This is a genomic window from Paenibacillus sp. J22P277 (genome assembly GCF_059383675.1).
Genome location: NZ_JBXENS010000010.1, coordinates 87,644 through 108,959, shown reverse-complemented (window position 1 = coordinate 108,959; position 21,316 = coordinate 87,644). Strand labels below are relative to the sequence as shown.

At 61.8% G+C, this 21,316-nt stretch carries 21 protein-coding genes; 7 read left to right on the top strand and 14 right to left on the bottom strand.

What is annotated here, in order from left to right; all coding sequences use genetic code 11:
- Positions 1-49: 49 nt before the first annotated feature.
- On the bottom strand, positions 50-652 hold the full coding sequence (locus AC50YL_RS31505; RefSeq protein ID WP_494837288.1) for a TetR/AcrR family transcriptional regulator: 603 nt from the start codon (positions 650-652) through the stop codon (positions 50-52).
- 182 nt (positions 653-834) lie between these two features.
- On the opposite strand from AC50YL_RS31505, the gene AC50YL_RS31500 reads away from it, so the two are divergent.
- Together AC50YL_RS31500 and AC50YL_RS31495 are read left to right on the top strand one after the other, a co-directional pair.
- Positions 835-1,194 carry a DoxX family protein gene (locus tag AC50YL_RS31500; protein ID WP_494837287.1) on the top strand — a complete coding sequence of 120 codons (360 nt, stop codon included), beginning with the start codon at positions 835-837 and terminating at the stop codon, positions 1,192-1,194.
- 153 nt (positions 1,195-1,347) lie between these two features.
- Positions 1,348-1,785 (top strand): VOC family protein, encoded by a 438-nt coding sequence (locus AC50YL_RS31495; RefSeq protein WP_494837286.1) that lies wholly within the window; start codon positions 1,348-1,350, stop codon positions 1,783-1,785.
- A 237-nt stretch (positions 1,786-2,022) separates the two neighbouring features.
- On the opposite strand, the gene AC50YL_RS31490 is transcribed toward AC50YL_RS31495, so the two are convergent.
- Both AC50YL_RS31490 and AC50YL_RS31485 read right to left on the bottom strand, forming a co-directional pair.
- Positions 2,023-3,654 carry a helix-turn-helix domain-containing protein gene (locus AC50YL_RS31490; protein ID WP_494837285.1) on the bottom strand — a complete coding sequence of 544 codons (1,632 nt, stop codon included), beginning with the start codon at positions 3,652-3,654 and terminating at the stop codon, positions 2,023-2,025.
- On the bottom strand, positions 3,647-4,678 hold the full coding sequence (locus AC50YL_RS31485) for an ABC transporter substrate-binding protein (RefSeq protein WP_494837284.1): 1,032 nt from the start codon (positions 4,676-4,678) through the stop codon (positions 3,647-3,649). The genes AC50YL_RS31490 and AC50YL_RS31485 overlap by 8 nt, the downstream gene beginning before the upstream one ends.
- 280 nt (positions 4,679-4,958) lie before the next feature.
- Here AC50YL_RS31485 and AC50YL_RS31480 point away from each other — a divergent pair, with 280 nt between their 5' ends.
- Positions 4,959-7,898 (top strand): S-layer homology domain-containing protein, encoded by a 2,940-nt coding sequence (locus tag AC50YL_RS31480; protein WP_494837282.1) that lies wholly within the window; start codon positions 4,959-4,961, stop codon positions 7,896-7,898.
- A gap of 309 nt (positions 7,899-8,207) precedes the next feature.
- Here the strand turns inward: AC50YL_RS31480 and AC50YL_RS31475 are convergent, their stop codons facing one another.
- A complete protein-coding gene (locus tag AC50YL_RS31475; protein WP_494837280.1) occupies positions 8,208-9,194 on the bottom strand; it encodes an aldo/keto reductase in 987 nt (328 codons plus the stop codon).
- A 210-nt stretch (positions 9,195-9,404) separates the two neighbouring features.
- Here AC50YL_RS31475 and AC50YL_RS31470 point away from each other — a divergent pair, with 210 nt between their 5' ends.
- Entirely contained in the window at positions 9,405-10,223 is an 819-nt protein-coding gene (locus AC50YL_RS31470) for a helix-turn-helix domain-containing protein (RefSeq protein ID WP_494837278.1), read from the top strand.
- Positions 10,224-10,342: 119 nt separating this feature from the next.
- Entirely contained in the window at positions 10,343-11,431 is a 1,089-nt protein-coding gene (locus AC50YL_RS31465; RefSeq protein ID WP_494837276.1) for an ABC transporter substrate-binding protein, read from the top strand.
- Positions 11,432-11,511: 80 nt separating this feature from the next.
- On the opposite strand, the gene AC50YL_RS31460 is transcribed toward AC50YL_RS31465, so the two are convergent.
- Together AC50YL_RS31460 and AC50YL_RS31455 are read right to left on the bottom strand one after the other, a co-directional pair.
- Positions 11,512-11,700 carry a hypothetical protein gene (locus AC50YL_RS31460; protein WP_494837275.1) on the bottom strand — a complete coding sequence of 63 codons (189 nt, stop codon included), beginning with the start codon at positions 11,698-11,700 and terminating at the stop codon, positions 11,512-11,514.
- Positions 11,701-11,741: 41 nt separating this feature from the next.
- Positions 11,742-12,122 carry a hypothetical protein gene (locus AC50YL_RS31455; protein WP_494837273.1) on the bottom strand — a complete coding sequence of 127 codons (381 nt, stop codon included), beginning with the start codon at positions 12,120-12,122 and terminating at the stop codon, positions 11,742-11,744.
- A gap of 281 nt (positions 12,123-12,403) precedes the next feature.
- On the opposite strand from AC50YL_RS31455, the gene AC50YL_RS31450 reads away from it, so the two are divergent.
- On the top strand, positions 12,404-12,727 hold the full coding sequence (locus tag AC50YL_RS31450) for a 2Fe-2S iron-sulfur cluster-binding protein (RefSeq protein ID WP_494837272.1): 324 nt from the start codon (positions 12,404-12,406) through the stop codon (positions 12,725-12,727).
- Between the two features lie 134 nt (positions 12,728-12,861).
- On the opposite strand, the gene AC50YL_RS31445 is transcribed toward AC50YL_RS31450, so the two are convergent.
- Positions 12,862-13,698, bottom strand: coding sequence for an RMD1 family protein (locus tag AC50YL_RS31445; protein WP_494837271.1), 837 nt, complete (start codon positions 13,696-13,698; stop codon positions 12,862-12,864).
- A 180-nt stretch (positions 13,699-13,878) separates the two neighbouring features.
- On the opposite strand from AC50YL_RS31445, the gene AC50YL_RS31440 reads away from it, so the two are divergent.
- The gene (locus tag AC50YL_RS31440; RefSeq protein WP_494837270.1) at positions 13,879-15,312 is read left to right on the top strand and encodes a cytochrome P450; all 1,434 of its coding nucleotides are present in this window, start codon (positions 13,879-13,881) and stop codon (positions 15,310-15,312) included.
- Positions 15,313-15,377: 65 nt separating this feature from the next.
- On the opposite strand, the gene AC50YL_RS31435 is transcribed toward AC50YL_RS31440, so the two are convergent.
- The 7 genes from AC50YL_RS31435 to AC50YL_RS31405 all read right to left on the bottom strand — a co-directional run bounded on the left by AC50YL_RS31435 (position 15,378) and on the right by AC50YL_RS31405 (position 21,223).
- Positions 15,378-16,079: a tyrosine-protein phosphatase gene (locus tag AC50YL_RS31435; RefSeq protein ID WP_494837269.1), complete on the bottom strand. Its 702-nt coding sequence runs from the start codon at positions 16,077-16,079 to the stop codon at positions 15,378-15,380.
- A gap of 347 nt (positions 16,080-16,426) precedes the next feature.
- Complete coding sequence (locus AC50YL_RS31430; RefSeq protein WP_494837268.1) at positions 16,427-17,299, bottom strand: AraC family transcriptional regulator; 873 nt, start codon at positions 17,297-17,299, stop codon at positions 16,427-16,429.
- 103 nt (positions 17,300-17,402) lie between these two features.
- Entirely contained in the window at positions 17,403-17,933 is a 531-nt protein-coding gene (locus AC50YL_RS31425; RefSeq protein ID WP_494837267.1) for a DinB family protein, read from the bottom strand.
- 201 nt (positions 17,934-18,134) lie between these two features.
- Complete coding sequence (locus tag AC50YL_RS31420) at positions 18,135-19,037, bottom strand: aldo/keto reductase (RefSeq protein ID WP_494837265.1); 903 nt, start codon at positions 19,035-19,037, stop codon at positions 18,135-18,137.
- 25 nt (positions 19,038-19,062) lie between these two features.
- A complete protein-coding gene (locus AC50YL_RS31415; RefSeq protein ID WP_494837264.1) occupies positions 19,063-19,755 on the bottom strand; it encodes a M50 family metallopeptidase in 693 nt (230 codons plus the stop codon).
- Between the two features lie 307 nt (positions 19,756-20,062).
- Positions 20,063-20,512, bottom strand: a complete 450-nt coding sequence (locus AC50YL_RS31410; protein ID WP_494837262.1) for a YdeI/OmpD-associated family protein — start codon at positions 20,510-20,512, stop codon at positions 20,063-20,065.
- 99 nt (positions 20,513-20,611) lie between these two features.
- A complete protein-coding gene (locus AC50YL_RS31405; RefSeq protein ID WP_494837261.1) occupies positions 20,612-21,223 on the bottom strand; it encodes a hypothetical protein in 612 nt (203 codons plus the stop codon).
- Positions 21,224-21,316 lie beyond the last annotated feature (93 nt).

Below are 21,316 nucleotides of genomic sequence, written 5' to 3'. Positions count from 1 at the left end.
TTGATGTTCGGCATCGCGCGCGCTATCGTGCCGCAGCCGGTCGTCCGCGTTACGCGGTAACCGCAGCGCCGTCCAGTTCCCCGATCGACTGCGCGAGCGACGTTAGGGCGTGCGCGGCGAGTTCGTCCGGCGGCAGCTTGCGCCCTCCGGCGTTCCAGGCGTGCGTAATCCCGAATAAGCTCCACGCGAGCATCGTCGCCCCCGTCCTCGCGGTTTCGGCGCCAAAGCCGGCGCTCGGGCCGCTGTCCCGCTTGTCCATGAGGTGAAAGAGCACTTCCTGCAGCATCTGCTTAATCTTGACTTCCATGTACGGCCCCATGGAATCGTAATTCTTCTGGCATTGCGTGCTGAATTCCCGATGGAACTCGCACAGCGTCTCGATAATGCCCGTGAGCGATTGACGGCTGAACTCGGCATGGCACTGCAGCTTCTGCATGATGCCCTCCCGGAACATGCCCTCGAACGTCGAATCGAGCAGCGCGTATTTATCCGCGAAATGGGCGTAGAACGTCGCGCGGTTGATCTTCGCCCGCCCCGTGATGTCGCCGACGGTGATGTCCTTGATTTCCTTCTGCATGACCAGCGCCCTGAACGCGTCCATGATCAGCTGCCGCGTGCGCGATACCCGCGGATCCAGCTTTGATTCCTCCATGAGACTCCCCCTCCTTTGCCTGCAAACAAGCGCGAGTTTCCTGACAAAACGGCGATAATGTCGCGTAAACGATAAAACCGGAATATTGACGGTTGTTCCTTGCGTATCTTTATCATATCATAACTTACGCAACACATGTTGCTTATATCGGGATTACCCGAAAAACGAGGGGGATTGCCATTATGGCTATCGTAATCGAAATTTTGCTGGCCGTTGCATTTTTGTTCTCGGGCTTCACGAAAGTGGCCGGCGTCAAAATGCAAGTCGATAGTTTCAATAAACTCGGACTGCCGCAATGGTTCCGCGTACTGACGGGACTCCTGCAGCTGGTCGGAGTCGCCGGTCTCGTCGTCGGCTTCTGGACGACCAGCTGGTCCGCGTGGGCGGCCATCGGCATCGGCTTCATCATGGTGTGCGCGGTCATCGCCCACCTTCGCGCCAAAGACAGCTTCGGCCAAGTCGTGCCCGCGCTCGTGCTCGCGATTCTTGCGATCGTGCTCGCGATTCTGCAGGGTTCGGATCTGGGCGAATTCCCGAACTGACGCCGCACGGCACGGAGTTCCACGGCAACTAAGCCATCCCTTCGCGGGATGGTTTTTTTCTTGTTTTCAGCCCTGATTATAAGGAATATTTTGCCTGCTGCAGCCTGCCTCTGTTATGCTGATTCCGATTAGAAATTAGCGGAGGTGCCCATCATGCTGCACAATCGATCCGTACCGATGAACGTCATGCTTCCCCATGTCTACTACGAAGACGCGGCCGCGGCGCTGGACTGGCTGCAGGAAGCCTTCGGCTTCGAAGAGCAGTACCGCTTCAGCCTGCCGGACGGGACGCTCCACGGCGCGCTGATCCGTCGCGGAGACGCATGGGTGATGCTCAAGAGTTTAACCCAAGCCGCGGCCAGCCCGGCCCGAATCGGCGGCTGCACGCAGAACCTAATGCTGTTCATTGAGGACATCGAGGCGCATTACGAGCGCGCGCTGGCAGCCGGTGCCCGCATCTCGGAAGCGCTCAACGTGACGGAATACGGCGAACGGCAATACGTCGCGGAGGATCCGGAAGGGCATCCCTGGATGTTCGCCAAGCATGTCCGGGACGTGCCTCCGGAAGCTTGGGGAGCCGTGCCGAAGTGAATTTCCTGCTCCGAAGTCGCCTTGCAGGGCGGACTGCCTCAACGGACGGCGCGCGACGGCGATAGACCGCCTATACCTCGTGCGCGATCGCGGAACCGGCCGGCATCTGATCTTGAAGCGCGTTTTTCATCGAGAATGTTGTGCAAACGGAAAAGGCTCGCGGACGCTTGATCGATCAAGCGGCGCGAGCCTTGTTTTCGTTCGTCTGCGCGATCGTTCCCTCTCCCGGGCAGCCGTTCACCCGCGGAGGCCGAATATGCGCGGAACATCGTGCAGGAGACGACCGATCGGATCGGCCGCATGCTCGTTCCACGGCGATTCGAAGCACGCGCTGCCGGAGGCCGCGTGCACGCGGCCGGCATGCACGGCAGGCAGCTTCCGCCACGTCTCCGACTGGGACAGGCCGTTCCACCTTGCGGCTGCCGCGGCATTCGGCTCGACATGGACCACGATTCGGTCCGCATGCATCCCGGCCAGCTCCGCGGCCTCGAGCGGCTGCTCCCAATCGACCTCGACCAGCGCGGCCGGAATCGCCATGCCAAGATCGTCGTACAACACCGTGCCGGCTCTGCGTCCCCAGACCGACAACCGATGGCGCGTGACGACGAGGACCAGCACCGCGTCTCGGCCGACGAGTGGCGCCAATCGGTCGCGGACCGCGGCCGCTTGACGGTCGTAACGCCTCAGCCAGGCGGCGGCTTCCTCCTCCCGCTTCAGGAAAGCCGCCAGGCTCGTCAGATGGCTCCGCCAGCCGTCCCTCCAGCTCAGGAACAACGACGGCGCGATCTCCTTGAGCTTGCCCTGCTCCTCGGGAGGGACGAGCTCGCTCATGCCGACGATCCGGTCCGGCCCGGCCAGCCTCAGCGCGCCAAGATTGAAGTCGTAATGATGACTTAGCCGCGTCTTGACCTCGTAGCCGTACTTGCTCCGGTAATGGTCCGTCCAATACTGGTCCATCGGCGCCGCGGACGGTATCGTCCGCAGCGCGAGCAGCTGCCCGATATTGATCCAGCTGTAAGCGGCGATGCTCCGCTTCTGGTTGCGCTGGTAGACCGCCGGCGCGAAGCCGACCTGCTTCTTGAAGAGGCTGCTGAAGTAGCTCTCGCTCGTGTAGCCGATCCGCTCGACGATCTCCGCGAGCGGCAGGCCCGCCTCGCTCATCAAGCGCTTGGCTTCCGTCAGCCGGAGCTCGGTCCGGTACTCCATGACGCCTTTGCCGAAGCGCTCCTTGAACAGCCGCATGAAGTGAAAGCGGCTTAGTCCGGCGATCTTCGCCAGTTCCACGATCGTGATCTCGCTGGCGTACTGCCGCTCCAGCTCCATGCGGGCCGACTCGAGCGCCAGCTCGGTCTGCCGCTCCTGATGGCCGAGCGCGAGGCTCAGGAGCTCCAGCAGCCCGGCTTCGCACCGGAGCCGGCCCGAGGCCGAGGCCTGGCTCCAACCGCCGCTGATGGAACCGAAGAGCTGTCCGGCCGACATGCCGGACGGTATCGTCGCTTCGCCGAGGAAGGGAAAGCGCGGCGGCAGCGCCTTGGATGCCTCGGCCGACTCCTCGCCGGGCGGCGCGTAGGCATGGAAATAGAGGAGCAACAGTTCCAGCGGATGTCCCGCGTAATTGGTCCACTCGATCAGTTGGCCCGGCGCGCAGACGAACAGCGAGCCCGGCCGCAGGACATGCAGCCGCCCGTCGATGATCAGGCGGCCGCCGTTCGCGTTGGACAGGACCAGCAGATGCGACGGCGCCTCGATGAATTCCCGTTCCGCCCTCGGCCGCATCGGATCGTCCTTGAGCACGCGCACGTCGAGCAGCCTATAACAAAGGCCGACCGCAGCGGGAGGCAGCAGGTCGGCGGTCGTCTTCTTATTCATGGACATCCTTCAGGACGTCATCGATGATGAGCCCGTTCGCGATCGGGTTGGCGTTGAACCAGTGGCCGGAATCGGCGTCGAACACCTGATTGTTCTTCACGGCGGAGAGCGACTTCCACAGCGGGTTGTCGACCGGCGGCTTGCCCCGGCCCTCTCCGGAGATGACGAAGATGTAATCGACGTCCTTGAGATCGCCGAGCTTCTCGATCGAATACGTCTCGTAATCGCCCTTCAGCAGGGCGGGCGGCTGGAACCCGAGCGTCGTATAAAGCGTTTCGCCGCCGTAGAATTTGGTGCCGAACAGCTTGAAGCCCTTCTCCCCGTCGGCCTGCATCAGGACGGCGGTCCTCTCCTGCGGCAGTGTGCCGAGCTGGGTTTTCGCGTCCGCCACCTTCTGGTCGTACGTCGCCAGCGCCGTCTTCACCGCGTCTTCATCGTTCAACAGGGCGCCGAGCTTCTCGAGGTTGCCCCGCCAGTCCGATTCATTGTCGGACAGCACGAACGTCGGCGCGATCTTGGCGAACTGCTCGTAGCTGCCGTCCGCCAGATAAGTCGGCGCCAAGAAGATGATCAAGTCGGGCGAGTAAGACAACGCCTCTTCCGGCTTCATGCCGCCCTCCATGTCCAGGACGGGAACGTCTTTGAACTTGTCCTGCAAATAATGCTGCGGAACGCCGGCCGCGCCCCATTGCGCGACGGGCTTCATGCCGAGCGCCGAGAGCGGATCCTCCAGGAACGGCGCGATAATCCGCTGCGGGTGGGCGGGCACGCTGACGTCATGGCCCATCGCGTCCTTCAGTACGCGAACAGCGTCATCGCCAGCCGCGTTCGCGGTACCGGCCGGCTCGTTCCCGGCTTGATCGGCGCCCGTATTCGTATCGTCGGCGTTCGCCGGCTGCTGCGTGTCGGAATCGGCCGAGGACGTAGCTTTGCCCCCGTTGTCGTTCGCGTTGCCGCAAGCGGCCAAAACGGTGATCAGCAAAACAATGAGCGCAAGCTGCGCAAAGCGGGTACTTAATTTCATGTCGAGTGGCTCCTATTAAATGAGATTGATTATCATTATCTTCGTCTAGTATAGTGCCTTCCTCCCTGGTTGTGAATAACGGATTGTGCTGTCTTTTTGAAATCGACCGCATTTCGGCTTATTTCCTCCGAACGGCACGACATCCCAACATTATCCACCTTCATTAACAAACATCGCAGATTTAATAAATACCCCCCTTACACTGCGCCTGTACACTACGTCTATTGCCTCGTATCGCAATCATCATGCGGCAAAAAACCCAGACTGGCGGTGAATGATTTTGTTGTTCAATAAACAGTTACGCGTTCTGTTCCCGGTGTCGCTGTCGGTCAGCTTGTTGTCGACGGGCCTGGCGGCGCCGATGCCGAAGGCGGAGGCCGCGCAGAGCGCAGCGGACGCGGACAACGGCGGCGGACAATGGCTGACCGGCGAGTTTCACGCCCACACCTTCGAATCCGACGACGCCCAGAGCTCGCTGGAATCGGTGCTGGATAACGGATTGGACAAATACGGCCTTGATTTCATCATGCTGGCCGACCACCTGCGTTCCTCCAAGCGGGACGATACGGGCGCCGAAATACCGGGCGGACCGATTCCGCTGTCGCAAGGGATTCTCGATTACCAAGTCCCGAAGACGAAAGCCTTGCAGGCAGCAGGCAAATACGCCGGCAAAACGATCTTCTCCGGCTTCGAATGGGACATTCCTTCGCACGAGCACGGCTCGGTCGGCATCTTGTCCGACGAACCGGGCTCGCCCGCGGCGCTCAAGGCCGCGAACCAATTCGAGTACCTGTTCACGAACCGCGACGCAAGCTGGTTCGATCAGGCCGACGTGGCCCAATGGGAAGCCGACGACGACCGGGCGTTCTCCTCGCATGCCGACAGCTTGGCAGCGCTCGATTGGCTCAAGAAGAACTACCCGGACACGAGCTACATGATCGTCAACCATCCCTCCCGCGGCGTCGGCAAATACAAGATTTCGGATTTCCGGGACTTCAATAACGAAGCGCCGGATATCGCCTTCGGCTTCGAAGGCATGCTCGGCAATCAGATGGAGCCTGACCGGGGCGGATACAATACGACGTATAATATCGCGGACCCGACGGCCGACAACAACTATAAGAACCGTGCCTACGGCGGCGTCGATTACATGGTCGCGAAGGTCGGCGGCGTATGGGACGCGCTGCTCGGCGAAGGCCGCAAGTTTTGGAATTACGCCAACTCGGACTATCATTTCAAAACGATCGACGGCAACTCCAGCGGGTACTGGCCCGGCGAATACGCCAAAAACTACTTCTGGGCGGATGGCCGCTCCACGCAGGACATCCTGGACGCCATGCGTTCCGGCAAATCGTTCTCCGTCTTCGGCGATCTGATCAACGCGCTGGACTTCCGCATCGCGGATGACGGAGCGGATGCCGAGATGGGCGAGGATCTGCAGGCGACCGAAGGAGACAAGCTCAAGCTCACGATTCGATTCAAAAGTCCGGCAGCCAACAACTACGAGACGCCGATCAACAGCGGCATCTCGGGCAACATGAAGCCGCAGGTGGATCATATCGACCTCATCGCGGGCGATGTAACGGGTCTCGCGGAGCCTGGAACTCCGGCCTACGACAAGGATACGAACGACTCCACCCATGTGGTCGCCACGTTCACGAGCGAGGACTGGACGACGGACGCGGACGGCTACAACGTCATTACGTACGATCTGCCATCGGCGAGCAAGAACCAGTATTTCCGCCTGAGGGGAACGAATCTCGGCATGAACGTCCCCGGGGAAACGAAGGACGGCAACCCGCTGATCGACCCGAAGGACACGACGGCCGATCCGACCGCGCGTTTTAACGCCATTAACGATCGAAACTACCATGATCTCTGGTTTTATTCCAATCCGATCTTCGTCGATACGGCCGCGTACGGCGACGAGCAAGCCGTCGCGGATACGCTGGACAAGCTGACGCTGGGCGATACGAGCGCGGTTACCTCGGATATTACGCTGCCGGCCGCTGGCGAGCATGGCGCGACGGTGCAATGGGCGGAGACGGCCGATAGCGAGAGCGCGGTCGCGATCGACAACGGCATCGCCAAAGTCACCCGTCCTTCCGCCGGCCGCTTGGATGCGTCCGTTACGCTGACAGCTAAGGCCACGCGCGGACAGGTGTCCGATTCGAAGACCTTTACCGTCACGGTCAAGGCGCTCGCGAGCACGTGGGTTCCGTCGACGCCTTCGACGCCGACAACGCCTACGACGCCCGAAGCGCCGCCGACCTCGGTGCAAATCGACGTCGATCCCGCTCAAGAGAGCACGGGAAGCTTGAAAGACGTCGTCGACTTCAAGATTCCGGCCGGCGCCGTCTCCGAAGGCGGCAAAGTCACGGCATCCATCGTCGAAACCGGCAATCAACCGCCTTTCGGCAGCCTTCAAGCCCTGGGGCAAATCGTCGAGTTGTCGAGCACCGCGGGCGCTTCGCCGAATAAACCGCTCGCGCTGACCCTCGCCTACAAGAAAGATTCGGCGCATCCGAACGACGAGCCGGCCGTCTATTACTTCAACGAAGCGTTGAAGAAATGGATCTTCCTCGGCGGGAAAGCGACCGTGGATACGATCACGGTCGAGACGAAGCATTTCGCCAAGTTCGCGGTATTCAACCATGCGCCCCAAGCCTTCGCGGACCTGAACGGATCCTGGGCGAAACCGTATGCCGACCGGTTGATCGGGATGAACGTCATCGCCGGCTACGACGATTCGAAATTCCGCCCGGAACAGGCGGTCACCCGCGCGGAGTGGGTCAAGATGCTCGCAAGCGCGATCGCCCTTCCGAGCGCTGCGGGAACGACGGGCTTCGCCGATGACGGCCGGATCCCGGCTTGGGCCAAGAGCGAAGTAACGGCTGCCGTGAACGCAGGATTTATTACAGGCGCCTCCGTGAACGGAGAAACCTTGTTCAATGCCGATCGTCCGATTACGCGCGGAGAGCTGTCCGCCGTCGTCGCGAGGGTATTGGACGCGTCCGGAGCCGCTTCTTCCTCTGGCGCCGGCGCGGTCTTCGCCGACGCGGCTGCCATACCGGCCTGGGCGAAGTCCTTCATCGACAAGGCCGTCTCCGCCGGCATCATGAACGGCTATCCGGATAACACCTTCCGTCCGGACAATACCTTGACGAGAGCGGAAACCGTCAAGGTCGTCTACATGCTGCTCGAAGCGTTAAACATCTAAGAGATTAACGGCATAAAGGGATTAACAGCGCAAACGGATTAACGGCAAAAATGGATCAAAAGGCATAAAAGGAGTAAAGGTATAAAAGAATTAACGGCATAAAAACAAGCAAAGAAGCCCCTACGCGGAAGGGGCTTCTTTGCTTGTTGCTTGTCGTTTGTTTGCTTGTTACCTGTTTGCTTGTCGCTTGGTTGCTTATCGCGGATTGCCTATTTGCTTGCTTGGTTAGTTGCTTGGTTGCCGTTCGTTTCCTTGTTCGTTGTTCGACCCGGGTCGTCGACCGCTCCCTCGGCAGGCTTACCCGGCCGACTAGCGGTTGAGCGACCGCATGCCCGCTTCCGCGTACCGGCTGCCATGCGCGATGCCCTTCGGAGCGCTCGCCTCGATGCGCGCCAAGTCTTCCCTCGTCAGTTCGACCGCAAGCGCCGCGACGTTCTCCTCCAGGTACGTTCTGCGCTTCGTGCCCGGGATCGGCACGATGTCGTCCCCTTGCGCAAGCAGCCAGGCCAGCGCCAGCTGCGAGGGCTCGCAGCCCTTCTCGGCGGCGATTTCCTTGATCCGCTCGACGAGCTCCAAATTCTTGGCGAAGTTCTCCCCTTGGAAGCGCGGCGAGCTGCGGCGAAAATCACCCTCCGCCAGATCCTCGAACTTCCGGATCTGCCCGGTCAGAAAGCCTCGCCCGAGCGGGCTGTACGGCACGAAGCCGATGCCGAGCTCGCGGCAGACGGGCAGGATCTCGTCCTCCACGTCGCGGCTCCAGAGGGAATATTCCGTCTGCAGCGCGGCGATCGGATGCACGGCATGAGCCCGGCGGATCGTTGCCGGCGCGGCCTCGGACAAGCCGAGATAACGCACCTTGCCTTCGCGGACCAGCTCCGCCATCGCGCCTACCGTCTCCTCGATCGGCGTGTTCGGATCGACCCGGTGCTGATAGTAGAGGTCGATATGATCGACGCCGAGCCGGCGCAGGCTTGCTTCGCAAGCCGAACGAACGTACTCGGGCGTGCCGTTGATGCCGAGGCTCTGGCCGCTCGCGTCGCGCACGTTGCCGAATTTGGTCGCCAGCACGACCTCGTTCCGGCGGTCCTTGATCGCCCGGCCCACCAGCTCCTCGTTCCGTCCGACGCCGTACATATCCGCCGTATCGAGGAACGCGACCCCGAGCTCGAGCGCCCGGTGGATCGTGAGGATCGACTCCTCGTCGTCCCGCCCGCTATAGAATTCCGACATGCCCATGCAGCCAAGTCCCAGTGCCGATACCGTCAATTCGCTTTTGCCCAACATTCGCTTCTCCAACGCTCATTCCGCCTCCCGTGGGTTCGATGTTATGCCATTCCCGTTGACTCCTTTAGTTTACCGCTTTACCCGATCCGGAGCAAAAAAGCACCGTCCGCGGCGGCCCCGCATGTTTGTAAGCGGTCCTGAAGGAAAGATATAATGAAAGCTGCGATGCATGCCCCGCGGACACAACGCCGGCTCGACACTGGCGTCTTGGAGAGTGAAACGATGGCTTATCCCTATGAGCAGTTGGCACAGGAGTTCGTGCGGGTGCCCCTGGAAGTACACGGCGTTTACCGTTCGGCGCTGGAGCCCGGCCTCGTCTACGGCGGCCATGTCGACAAGCCGACGACGAAGTGCGCGATTATCGTAAGCCTGCGCGGACAGGCTGATTTCATCTTCGACGAGACCGCGAGATTCCGTCTGGAGCCGGGTAAAATCTTGCTTGGCGGCCTGCGGAAGCGGCTCGAGATTCATACGGGCCGGGAAGGCTTCGAATACGGCCTCGTGCATTATTTGCCCCAATGCGCCGACCTGGAGGACGCGCGGCTCCTGACGGAAGTTTCGCTGCTGCATGCCGCCCCCGATCCCGAGCTCCGGCTGCTGCTGAATCATCTGATCGAGGCGGCGTCCTCGCCGGACGGCATGATGCTGCTGGAGAAGAAGACGCTGTTTTACCGCCTCCTGAACAAAGTGCTGCAATCCGAGCGCCACGCGCGGAACCGGCACAGCTATCCGCTGATCGACGACGCGATCCAGTTCATTCACGCGCAATATTCGCAGCCGCTTACGCTGGAGGCGCTGTCCGCCCGTTACGGATTGAAGCCCAAGTACTTCTCTTCCCTCTTTCACAAATACGTCGGGATCGGGCCGATCGATTACGCGATCCAGTACCGGATCAACCGCGCGCACGAGCTGCTCATGACCGGGCAGTTCACGGTCGCCGCCGTCGCGCAGAGCGTGGGCTATGCCGATGCGTACTACTTCAGCCGCCTGTTCAAGAAGCATAAGGGCCTGCCCCCGGGCCATGTCGGACCTCACCGATAGGGAAATCATCCATCCCGGGAGCACGAAATTCTCTATTCTCATCCGAGCCGTGGGATGTTACATTTTAATTGATAATGAGAATCGTTATCGTATTAGTTGCAGCAGAGAGGATGCCGTTTATGAACTTCCGCCTTAACGCGATGCCCGTCATCGTCAGCATGATTTGTCTAGTATTGCTTCTGAACGCCTGCTCCGGGGCGAACGATTCGAAGGTTTCCAACGCTTCCAATGCGAACGTGAACGCCGGCGCCAATGCCGATGGCGATGCCGGCAAAGATAATGCGCAGCCTGACGCGGCGAACTTGGACAAGAACGCCGCCAACGCCGCGGCGCCGGCCTTCCCGCGCACGATCCAGACCGCTAACGGCGAAGTGACCATCAAGGAGCAGCCGAAGAAGGTCGCCGTGGTGCACTGGGGCTATATCGAACCGATGCTCGTCTTTCATCTCCCGTCGGTCGGGCTCGCCCTGCCGTTCACCGAGCGGCAGTCGTCGCTCGGCTCCGAGGCGTACAAGCCGTTCGTCGCCAATTTCCAGGACGTCGAGACCGTCGGAGAGAACACCCAGGTCAACCTGGAGAAGCTGCTCGCGTATGCGCCCGACCTTATCGTCGCCGGCAATGCCACTAACAAGGACATCGCGGCGGAGCTGGCCAAGATCGCCCCGACCGTCATGATCGACGAGCAGGCGACCGACGTATGGACCGACTGGCCGGCGCTCGTCACCGAATTCGGCGAGATTCTGGGTCAAGAAGACACGGCCGCGCAGTACGTGACGAGCTTCCGCGACGAATTGCAAGCCGCCAAGGAGAAGCTCGCCGGCCTGGACGGCTCGGTGGCCTTCGTTCAAGTCCGCGACAAGCAGGTTTGGCTGCAGGGCACGAAGTACATGCAGGAATATTACGGCGGGATGGGGCTGACGCCTCCCGCGTCCGACTTGATGACGGCCGATGGCGCGGAGATCAGCCTCGAAGGCTTGGCGAAGCTCGATCCCGACTATCTCTTCCTCGGCTACTTCAATTACGGCGACAAGTCCGTGCCCGCCGCTACGGACGAGTGGGAGAAGAGCGGCGTATGGAGTACGCTCAAAGCCGTGAAGGACAAGCATGTCTTCGGCTTCAACGGCGAGCTCGCGCTCGGCTACGGACCGATCGGCCAATCTTACGGCGTAAAGGCCGTTCTGGACGCGCTGGACCCGCAGGCGAAATAACGGGCGCCATCGGGCGGGGAGCGCACCGACTAGACGCGCATTGAACAATGCTTCATAAGCATAAATAAGGGAACCTTGCGTCATCGATCGATGAGCGCGAGGTTCCCTTTATTGACGGACGAATCAGGCGGCATATTCGCAATGGAGACATGCACGACGACCCGCCGGAGCAAGCGTGCCGCCGCCACCGCTGCCTCCGGCGCCTCCGCCGTCAACGGCGGCCAGAGCCGCGCCGCCAGTGGGGAAGCAATCCCCCGCGACCCTGCCAAGCGGACTCTTCTCCATGGCACGGCAAGCTTTGCGCCAAACTCTACAGCGCCCCCGCATCGCGGACGATGCGATCCGCCTGCTCGTAATCCGCTTCCTCGACGATCGCCACGAGCATGATATCCCGGCCGGTGACCCGGTTCTCCGGCCCGCCCGAGCTGTAGCCGCTGGCGCTGACGCTCGCCGCGGCCAGGATGCCCGCGTCCGGGCCGTCGAAATCGCCGCCGAGCGTGAGGTAGCCAAGGCCGGGGAAGCCGCCCCCCACGGTGGCGCCGAGCGTGTCCAGGCTTTGAATGCCCGGGCCCGCATAGCCGTCGATGCGCTCGATCGCATAGTCCACCAGCTTGAGCGACTTCAGCTGCTCCAGCGCCTCCTTCGCTTGGTCCGGCGTGTTGAAATACGCGAATACCGTTCTTTCCGACATGCAAAATTCCCTCCGTTTTTCCGAATGACGGCAAGCCATGCAAAAGACCCCAGTAGTGTACGCCGCATGAAGCGGGACTATGCGCAGTCCGGATGCTGCCGGATGCCGGCGACGGCATCGCCCCGGTTCATCGCTTCCTCCGGCGATTTCTGAAGATATCCAAAGATTTCCGAAGATTTCCGGCGATTTACGCTGCACCGCTTCCTATTTCAGCCTTGAAATGGTTTAATATAACTGGCAATCAGGTAAATAGGAATCAGAACGTACGAGGAGGAATAAGCATGCCGACGATTCAAATTGAGGGTAGAGAAGCCGTTACGGCCGAAGCGGGCCAAAAGCTCGTCCTGGCGCTGGAGGACGGCGGCGTCGACGTTCTTCACCGCTGCGGCGGCAACGCGAGATGCACGACCTGCGCCGTCGAAGTCGTATCCGGCCATGCCGGCGAGATGGACGAGGCGGAAGCGACGGTCCGCCGGAACAAAGGGATCGAGGACGAAGCGATCCGTCTGTCCTGCCAGATTCACGTGCACGGCGACCTGACGATCAAACTGATCAAGACCGCGTCCTCCACGGGCCTCGATGCCGGGCCGCGTCCCCAGGAATAAGGATCGGCCGGTGATCGACGCCGGGTGTCCTTTTCCGCGTAACGCTTAATCTGCAGACAACGCGAAGGCCGGATCCCCCCAGCGGGAGATTCCGGCCTTCTTGGCATGCTTGATCGGCCTGGCATACCGCTCGTTCAAGGCAGCACGCCCACGATCTGCAGCACCGACAGGACAACCTCGATGACGATCAGGATGACCACGATCCATTCCACGAACAGCCCCCGTATCGAATGGCTGATCGTAGAGAACCCTTCCATCAGGTGATACAGCACGTCGGTTTTGCTCTTCATGATCTTGTACCGGTCGTTCAGCTCGAAGAACTCCAGCATGCCGTCGTAAAACTCCCCCGCATGGCTGCTCGCCCACGTGATGTCGGGCTTATCCAAAATCATGATATACGACAGGGTATTGTATTCGTGCCGGATGATGTTCGCGGTCGTTCTGGCGAGCTCCTTGTTGCCGATGCGCAGCCTGCCCTTCTCCAGCCGGTCGATCATGTTTTCGAGCTTGTCGTGGATCTTGCCCAGCTGCTCCTCGATCTTCTCGAGGGCGACCGATTTGGCGAGCACGGTGGCGATCAATTCCGGATGGAACGCCTCGTAGGCCGGCACCACCACGTACTCGTCGGTCAGCTCCATCTGCTCGGAATCCCCGGTATGCAGGCTGTAATCATCCGAGTAGACGTCCCGCTGGTGAATGTCGATGTCGGGCTCGAAGGTTTTGACGTAGGCCAGGAACCGCACGATCTCGTCCATGTCCGTATAATTGACGAAGACGATGCTGCCGAACGAAAACACGAGCACCTGCTGCGATTCGCCCGCCTTCTTTCGCAGAATCGGCTGCAGGCTCTCCCCTCTCAGGATCAGGGGCTGCTCCCAGGTGTATTTCTTGGGGATTCCGCGGTGAATGGCGATTTTGTTGAGATCGATCTCGTTGGTTACCGCGTAAGCTTTAAACGTAATCGCCGTCATGGTCGTTATCACTCTTTCCAAACCGCTTTATATACAGATTATGCCGTTATTGTTTCCAATCATACGCCTTGTCCGCCGGCATCGCCACCCGAACCGTTTGAATGCGCGAGGCAAAACATGCTAGACTCAGGGGAAAAGGCGGCCCTGCGCGCAGACGGCCGTTCCGAAGGAGGCGCTCCCATGACGCGCGTCGTCGATATTCCCTCATCCCGGGTGTCCAACTTTTTTCGTTTCCAGCGCGATCCGCTCGGCTTTCTCGTCGATGCGCGGCCGCTCGGGGACGTGGTGTCGCTGCGGACCAGCTCGTTTCGCCCGACGTTCATCGTCAACGCTCCCGATTTCGTGCAAGAGCTCCTCGTCCATCAAGAGGACAAGCTGCGCAAAGGCCGCAGCGCCGGCGTCCTGCGCCGCACGATCGGCGACGGCCTGCTCACGTCCGAGCGGGACCCGCATCGCCGGCAGAAACGATACCTGACGCCGGCGTTCTACAAGGAACGGATCAATGCGTACGCGGAGATCGTAATCCAGGAGACGAGGCGGCTTGCCGACGCGCTGGAGGACGGCGTCCCCGTCGCGATGCATGACGCGATGATGCAGCTGACGCTCGGGATCATCGCGAAAACGATGTTCAACACGGAGCTCGCCCGCGACAAGGCGGCGCTCGCGAACGCCGTGGACGTGACGATCCGCCATACCGCCAGCACGATATTCTCGCCCGTCATCCTGCCCTTCGGCTGGCCGACGCCGGGCAACCGCGCGCATCGCCAGGCGATCCGGACGCTCGACGCGATGATCTACGGCGCCATCGCCGCGGCCAAGGCGCAGCCGGACGCTTATGCCGACAGCCTGCTCGGCCTGCTGCTCGACACGCGGGACGAGGAAGGACAGCCGATCCCCGACGCGGAGATTCGCGATCAGATGATGACGATGCTCCTGGCCGGCCACGAGACGACGGCGAACGCGCTCGTATGGGCGTGGTACGCCCTGGAGCGCTCGCCCGAAACCGCCGGCCGGCTCCGTCTCGAGCTGGACGCGGTCCGGCTGGGGGAGAAGGAAGCCGGCGAGTCCCTGTCGGCGGCCGGCTACTACCGGGAAGTGCCTTATGCGCGGCAGGTCGTTCAAGAGACGCTTCGGCTGTATCCGCCGGCATGGGCGATCCTGCGCGAGGCGGACCACGCCTTCGACATGCTGGGCGACGCGTTCCCCGCGCGCAGCAGCTTCTTGATCAGTCCCTATGCGATTCACCGCAACGACGGGGTATTCGGGGATGCGGAGGCTTTTCGCCCGGAACGGTTCGCGGACGGCGCCTCCGGTTGGACGCGCTTCGCCTATTTCCCGTTCGGGGGCGGATCGCGGGGCTGCATCGGTTCGCAATTCGCGATGATGGAGGCCGTGCTCATACTGGGCACGCTGGCCGAGCGCTTCGATTTCTCGTCCGTGCCCGGCCAAGGCGAGGCCGAGCCCGAACCGTTGGTCTCGCTTCGCATCAAGGGCGGCCGCATGATGATTCCGCGCCGCAGGACCGCGCAAGCACGGCAGGACGAAGCGGAGTCTTCGGAGGAGCGCCCCGGGGCCTCGGCTCCCGGCATGACAAAAGGCCAGGATTCCCGGTAGGACGGGTCTCCTGGCCTTCTCTATCGCAGCTTCTTGGCATGTGTACCGGTTCTCTGCCGCGCGGCTTACACGATTCCGCTCATCCTTGCTTCCAGCTTCGCCCGTTCCGCCGTGCCGGCCAATTCCTCGAACACCGCCATCCCCGCGCTCAGGTTCGGCTTGCGGATGAGGTTATGAGCGTCGGTCGCGAGCGTATGCACGAGACCCGCTTCGATGAGCCAGCGACCGAATTGCTGCGCTTCCGCGCCGAAATTGCCGACCAGGCTGTCCGCCGACACCTGCGTCCATACGCCCAGCTCGAGCAGCCGCATCAGCGGCTCGGGATTCTCCCGGAAGAAAAAATGCCTCTCCGGATGGGCCAGCACGGGCGTGACGCCCGCGTCGCGCAGCCGCTGCACGATCTCCGGCGTATCGTCGTCGTAGTCGGTCCAACGCTCCTCGAACAGCAGGTACGCTCCCGGCGTTCCCAGATAGGCGAACGAGCGTTTTCTCCAATGCTCGTCGAAGAACGCCTTGTTCTCCAGCCGGACTTCGTTCCCGGGGTGGAGGCGAATGCCGATCCGCTGCCGGTCCAGCTCCGTCTGCAGCTCTTCCGCTTTGCGATGGACGGTATCGGCGGTCGTCAGATACGTACCGTTGAAATGCGGCGTCACGACGATGTCCCGAATGCCGTCCGCATACGCGATCCGGGCCATGGCCACGGATTCCTCCAGATTCTTGGCGCCGTCGTCCACGCCGGGCAAAATATGATTATGCATGTCGATCATGCGAGCACCCCGTTCCGTTTTTTCCCATCGTAGCAGAGCCGACCGCAATCGGCAACGGAAAAATGGGGTCCTGCGGACGCGCCGGCACGTCTTCGTTTCCGCGATCTAGCGCGGGGCGGGAGCGTTTTTCAAGAGGGAACACCCGCCGCGCTCTTCCGCGCGACCTCCCCTATTCAGCACGCATAATCTCCATATTCCTTCTTCCTGTCAGCCCGAGAATGAAAAAGGGCCGCGACAGGCCGCTTGCGCGTACCTGTCACAGCCCTCGACCCGTATCCGGGCCGCATATCATGTTATGCAAAAATACGCATGCCCAGGGTCAGCAGACCTATGCGCGAACGACGGCGTTACCTCTTCGCCACCGGAATCCAGATCTCGCTTCTGAACGTCGGCGAGGCAATGTCCTTGTCCGCGTTCCAGAGGATTTCCGGCCCCTCGACCTGCTCATAGTCCGAGGACGGAAACCATTCGGAATAAATGCGCCCCCATACCGCCTGCAGCGTATCCGGAAACGGTCCGACCGCTTCGAACACCGCCCACGTCGAAGCCGGGACCTCCAGCTGCGCCAAGTCATCCGGACCCGCCTGCGAGGTCGCCGCCCCGATGTAATGGTCCAGCTCCCCTCGCTCCTCCATCCGGCCTTCCGAAAAATTCGTCGATGCGCTGATGATTCCCCGCGGTTCGACATCCGACAAGGCCTTAAGGGCACCAATCGTCACGCCGTCCAGACTCTCCCACATCTTGGCGATCTCGGGATTGACGCCGTCGAACTGAATCGGAACCCTGCGCTTCAAGCCGACGATGCGGAACGCTTCTTTCTCCGCTATGCGATAGTTCATCTCGCTGCCTCCCTGAATGGTTAGTTGGAAGGTCATGGGCGAATACGCTTTGAGCGAATGGCCGCTGCCGCGGGCTTCCGATGGCGTGATGCCATGCAGCGCCTGAAAAGCCCGCGCGAACGAATCCGGCGAACGATAGCCGTATTTGACCGCCACGTCGATGACTTTGGCTTCGCCGCCCCTAAGCTCGAACGCCGCCAGCGTGAGGCGCCTGCGGCGGATGTACTCCGAGAGCGGGATGCCGGCGAGAAACGAGAACATCCGCTGAAAATGGTAATCCGAGCATAACGCCCGTTTCGCCGCTTCCTTCACGTCGATCTCGTGCGTCAGCTGGTCCTCGATGTACGCGAGCGCGCCATTCATGTTCTTCAGCAAATCCATCGTCCGACCTCCTTCTTCCACAGGATAGCAGGGTTGACGCGCGGCCATCCGACATTCCGTGCCCGATAGTATCGGGTCGCGGCATGCGCGCGAACGGCACGCTTTATTTCCGCAAAATGCCCAGGTACGCGACCCACGGACCGACGTCCGCGCGGTACCGCTCCGCCATGACGCGCGCGATCTGCGACAGATGCGTCAAATCGTGGACCACCCATGTCGAGAGCAGCTCCCGTACCTTCACGACGCCGAATGCGGGATGCCTGCCGGTCCGTTCCAGCAGACGTTCGGGGTCAGGGCCGACGAGCGCTTTCAGCTTGGCGACGTTTTCGGTGCGAATCGCGGCGAATTCCTGCAGCTTCTGCGCAAGCGTCCGCTCGGGACCGTCATTCAGATGGGCGAAGCGGTCGAACGGCGGAAACGGCTTGCCGTCGCCTTCCCGCAGCATGAAGGCCAGCCGCGGCAGCCAATTCGTCTTCTCGCCCTCGATCAGATGCTCGACGACCTCGACGGGATTCCACGTGCCTTCGCCTTCATTGCCTTGCAGCCACCCCTCGGACAACCCGGTCAAATGCATCTCCAGCGCGCGCGGCGTGCGCTCCAGCACTTCGATTGCTTCTTGCAGCTTGAAGTTCATCGTCCTGCTCCTCTCCCCGATAAACGATAACCCGCCATGTCTTCCGTTCGAATCGCCGTAAAATGTCGGCTCGGGACGAATCCCGCGAATCGCCGCCGATTGGACCTGCAATTGCCGCGCAGGCGGATTCTTTCCTGCCCGGCAACCTCTTGTTCGGGCTGCATACCTCCCGACGGGACCGGTCGCCCCCCTTGCCCTCGATTAGCGATGCAGCTTATACAGATTCGCCTTGCTGATGCCGCGGATCGTTCGCGCTTCGTCCTCCGTCAGCTCGGGGACGTCCGCCGCCGCGACGTTCCGCAGCAGCTGCTCGCGCGAGCTCGCTCCCGGAACGGCGGCGGCGACCGCCGGATGGCCGAGCGAATAGCGGATCGCGAGCTGCGTGAGGCTTCGTTCGCCGTTCGTCAGCTCTTCCAGCCGTTCGCGGAGCGCGCTCAGCTCCTCCTGCTCGTAATCCGGCACGCCCTTGAGGGGCTGCCTGTTCGCAGCGAGCGCTCCGCCGGCGAGCGGCCCGCGCGCGATGACGCCGATGCCCTTCTCGTGCAGCAGCGGAAATACCGTTTCTTCGCCCCGCCGGTCCACGATGCTGTACGGGTTCATGACGCTGGCAATGCCGGATCGCGCGGCATATTCGCGGATGACGTTCGGACGAATCGACGAGATGCCGTATTCCCGGATCACGCCTTCCCGTTTCAGCTGCTCGAACGCTTCGATCGTCTCGTCGATCGGATCTTCGATCGTTCCCCCGTGAAGCTGGTACAGGTCGATGTAATCCGTGCCGAGCCTGCGCAGGCTTTCCTTGACCGCCGATAAGATGTAGGCCTTGCACGGATCCCAGGACCAGCCGTCTTGGCCGGGAATGCGTCGGTTGCCGACCTTCGTGGCCAGCACGACGCTCTCCCGCCGTCCCCGGATCGCTTTGCCGACGAGCTCCTCGTTGCGTCCGCCGTCGTAGAGATCGGCCGTGTCGAGCAGGTTGACGCCCCGTTCCAGCGCCTCGTGAATAAGCGCGACGGCGGACTCTTCCTCCGTGCCGAGCGACATGCAGCCGAGCCCGATCTCGCCGACGGGCAGCCCGGAAGCGCCGATGCGATTTTGTTTCATGGATGATTCAGCTCCTTGCGGTAGATTAGGATGATACGTGCTTGGGGAACGGCGCTCCCTTGCCCCTGCCTCTCCAAAGCACCGTCTTCGCGCTCAGGAGGCCCAGCGCGCAAGCCTGCAGCAGGAAGAAAAAGCCCCAGAAGGCGGTCGGCAAAATCGTCTCCCGCGCCAAATTCGCCGCGTCTCCCGCGCCGGCTGGCGTATACAGGCTCAGCCATAGGATCGCGAAGCTGCTCGATACGGATTCGGCCAGCACGAACACGAACAAGCCGATGGACAAGACGGCGGTCCATTTCCCCTTCCGCCACAGGGCGAAGCCGACCAGGCAGAGAAAAACGAGCAGCCACGCGATGCCGAACGGATTGCGCACCCAGAGCACCGCGTTCACGACGGAGACGACGGCGAACAGCCAGAGGACGACCGCATGCTTGCCTCTGGCGCATAGGACGGCCAGCAGCAGCGCGAACAGCGATGAGCCCACATAACCGGCGAGGCTCGTCAGGATCGATGCGAAGCTGCTGGGGGACAGCGTATACGTCACGCCCTCGGTATTGGCGAACAGCTGGATTTGACCGACCTTGCCTTGCAGCGCCAGCGTCATGACGGCATGGGACGACTCATGTATGAGCGTGTTGGCGATCCGGAAGAAGATGCCGATAAACGGCAGATGGATGACGATCAGCGCCAAAACGATATAGCCGGCGAATTTCCAGTTCATGCGTCAGCTCCGATCCGGGATTTTCTTCATTATAGCATGCGCGGCCGCCGTTTCGCCGTTGGACCGGAGACCGGCTACGGCCATCCGGGCGCGTATCGCCGTCAAGCAAATGTACGCGGACGCCTCGAACGTGCTGCGTTCCGACGGACGGCGCCTTCGGTCCGGCGGTCTGCCCGCGGCAAAAAGTCTGGGCACATCGCCAGCCTATCGCATGACGTTCTCGGTCCGTCCGCCTGCCCGCGGCAAAAAGACCAGGCGCATCGCCAACCTGACGACGACGTTCCCGGTCCATGAAGCGCGCTTCCCGCTAAGGCATGCTGCCTTCGTTCAGCGCAAGCACCGCCTTATCGATGCGCCGCTGACGGGTCTCGGCCGTCTTGGCTCCGTCGATCGACAGCACGATCCGCCGCCGGTTGCTGTACGACAGCCCGTCGAAGAACGACTTGGCCGCAGGCGCGCCCTCGAGCGCCGCGGCAACATCCGCGGGCACCTCCAGCTCGCGCGGCTCGGTATCCAGCTCGAGCTCGACCTCCACCTCGTCGCCCGCGGTTACGCCGGCTCCCTTGCGGTTCTCCGCGCTGAGCGGAATCAAGAAGCGGCCGCCCATCGTCGCGACCGTGCTGCGGTAGGTATACGCGTTGATCGTGACTTTCACGGCCGGCTTCTTGCCCGTCCCGAGCGCCGCCACGGCCTCCTCCGGTATCTCGATGCCGGTCGCGGTCTTGCCGCCAAGCTCGACCACGGATCGAAATTTCATCCTCCTGCGCCTCCTTATCGGTACCATTGCGTCTACCCTACGGATTCGCGGGCGCACTCCAAAGCTCCTGCTCCGCCAATCGAAAAAACCGCACGGTCGCTACATCCGCGCCGCCTGCAGGAGCGCGATCGCGGCCCGTTCCCGTCGCTCCGCATCCTCGCTGCCGAGCGCCGCCTTCAGCACGGCGAGCGCTTCCCGGAGCGTCTCCTCGTCGACCAGTCCGGTGCCGGCAGTCGGAGCCGGTCTTAGGAACAACCGCTCCAACTGCTCGCGCGTAACGGGCCTGCCGAACAACCCGACCTCGCCCTCCTGCGCGAGGAAAGCAAGCAGCTCCGGCTGCAAATCCTCGCGCTGCAGGCTTTGCAGCCAGGTTACTCCGCGCCTGTGCCCGCTGCGGTCATCGCCATTGTCGCAGTCATCGAGGTAATAATAATCGCCAAGGTCGCCGAGATACAGCTTGTTCCCGTCGTCGACGATGACGTAATCCCCGTCCTGCATGCCGTGCGCGAAGCACCAATGCTCCTCCAGCTGCCGCTCCAGCTCCCGCCCGTCCAGCCGGTGCGCCTGCATCAAGTTCGCCCGCAATTCCGCCTGGCCGAGCAAGCCCAGGTCGCCAAGGCCCGGCAGGCCGCTGCTGACGTAGTGATTCTCCAGATAATCCGGCAAGCCGCGGCTCCCCTCCGGCTCGGCTTTCATTCGAAACACCTGCATCGTCAAAATCCCTCCCTAAGACCGCTTTACACAATTATCCAACTACTATAACATGCTAACTGAGAACAGCAAACGAGACCCGCAGCAGGAAAC

What these genes read in the sequence shown, in the direction of transcription:
- AC50YL_RS31505 (WP_494837288.1), bottom strand. Translation starts at nt 652, where the DNA reads ATGGAGGAATCAAAGCTGGATCCGCGGGTATCGCGCACGCGGCAGCTG.
- AC50YL_RS31500 (WP_494837287.1), top strand. Translation starts at nt 835, where the DNA reads ATGGCTATCGTAATCGAAATTTTGCTGGCCGTTGCATTTTTGTTCTCG.
- AC50YL_RS31495 (WP_494837286.1), top strand. Translation starts at nt 1,348, where the DNA reads ATGCTGCACAATCGATCCGTACCGATGAACGTCATGCTTCCCCATGTC.
- AC50YL_RS31490 (WP_494837285.1), bottom strand. Translation starts at nt 3,654, where the DNA reads ATGAATAAGAAGACGACCGCCGACCTGCTGCCTCCCGCTGCGGTCGGC.
- AC50YL_RS31485 (WP_494837284.1), bottom strand. Translation starts at nt 4,678, where the DNA reads ATGAAATTAAGTACCCGCTTTGCGCAGCTTGCGCTCATTGTTTTGCTG.
- AC50YL_RS31470 (WP_494837278.1), top strand. Translation starts at nt 9,405, where the DNA reads ATGGCTTATCCCTATGAGCAGTTGGCACAGGAGTTCGTGCGGGTGCCC.
- AC50YL_RS31465 (WP_494837276.1), top strand. Translation starts at nt 10,343, where the DNA reads ATGAACTTCCGCCTTAACGCGATGCCCGTCATCGTCAGCATGATTTGT.
- AC50YL_RS31455 (WP_494837273.1), bottom strand. Translation starts at nt 12,122, where the DNA reads ATGTCGGAAAGAACGGTATTCGCGTATTTCAACACGCCGGACCAAGCG.
- AC50YL_RS31450 (WP_494837272.1), top strand. Translation starts at nt 12,404, where the DNA reads ATGCCGACGATTCAAATTGAGGGTAGAGAAGCCGTTACGGCCGAAGCG.
- AC50YL_RS31445 (WP_494837271.1), bottom strand. Translation starts at nt 13,698, where the DNA reads ATGACGGCGATTACGTTTAAAGCTTACGCGGTAACCAACGAGATCGAT.
- AC50YL_RS31440 (WP_494837270.1), top strand. Translation starts at nt 13,879, where the DNA reads ATGACGCGCGTCGTCGATATTCCCTCATCCCGGGTGTCCAACTTTTTT.
- AC50YL_RS31435 (WP_494837269.1), bottom strand. Translation starts at nt 16,079, where the DNA reads ATGATCGACATGCATAATCATATTTTGCCCGGCGTGGACGACGGCGCC.
- AC50YL_RS31430 (WP_494837268.1), bottom strand. Translation starts at nt 17,299, where the DNA reads ATGGATTTGCTGAAGAACATGAATGGCGCGCTCGCGTACATCGAGGAC.
- AC50YL_RS31425 (WP_494837267.1), bottom strand. Translation starts at nt 17,933, where the DNA reads ATGAACTTCAAGCTGCAAGAAGCAATCGAAGTGCTGGAGCGCACGCCG.
- AC50YL_RS31420 (WP_494837265.1), bottom strand. Translation starts at nt 19,037, where the DNA reads ATGAAACAAAATCGCATCGGCGCTTCCGGGCTGCCCGTCGGCGAGATC.
- AC50YL_RS31415 (WP_494837264.1), bottom strand. Translation starts at nt 19,755, where the DNA reads ATGAACTGGAAATTCGCCGGCTATATCGTTTTGGCGCTGATCGTCATC.
- AC50YL_RS31410 (WP_494837262.1), bottom strand. Translation starts at nt 20,512, where the DNA reads ATGAAATTTCGATCCGTGGTCGAGCTTGGCGGCAAGACCGCGACCGGC.
- AC50YL_RS31405 (WP_494837261.1), bottom strand. Translation starts at nt 21,223, where the DNA reads ATGCAGGTGTTTCGAATGAAAGCCGAGCCGGAGGGGAGCCGCGGCTTG.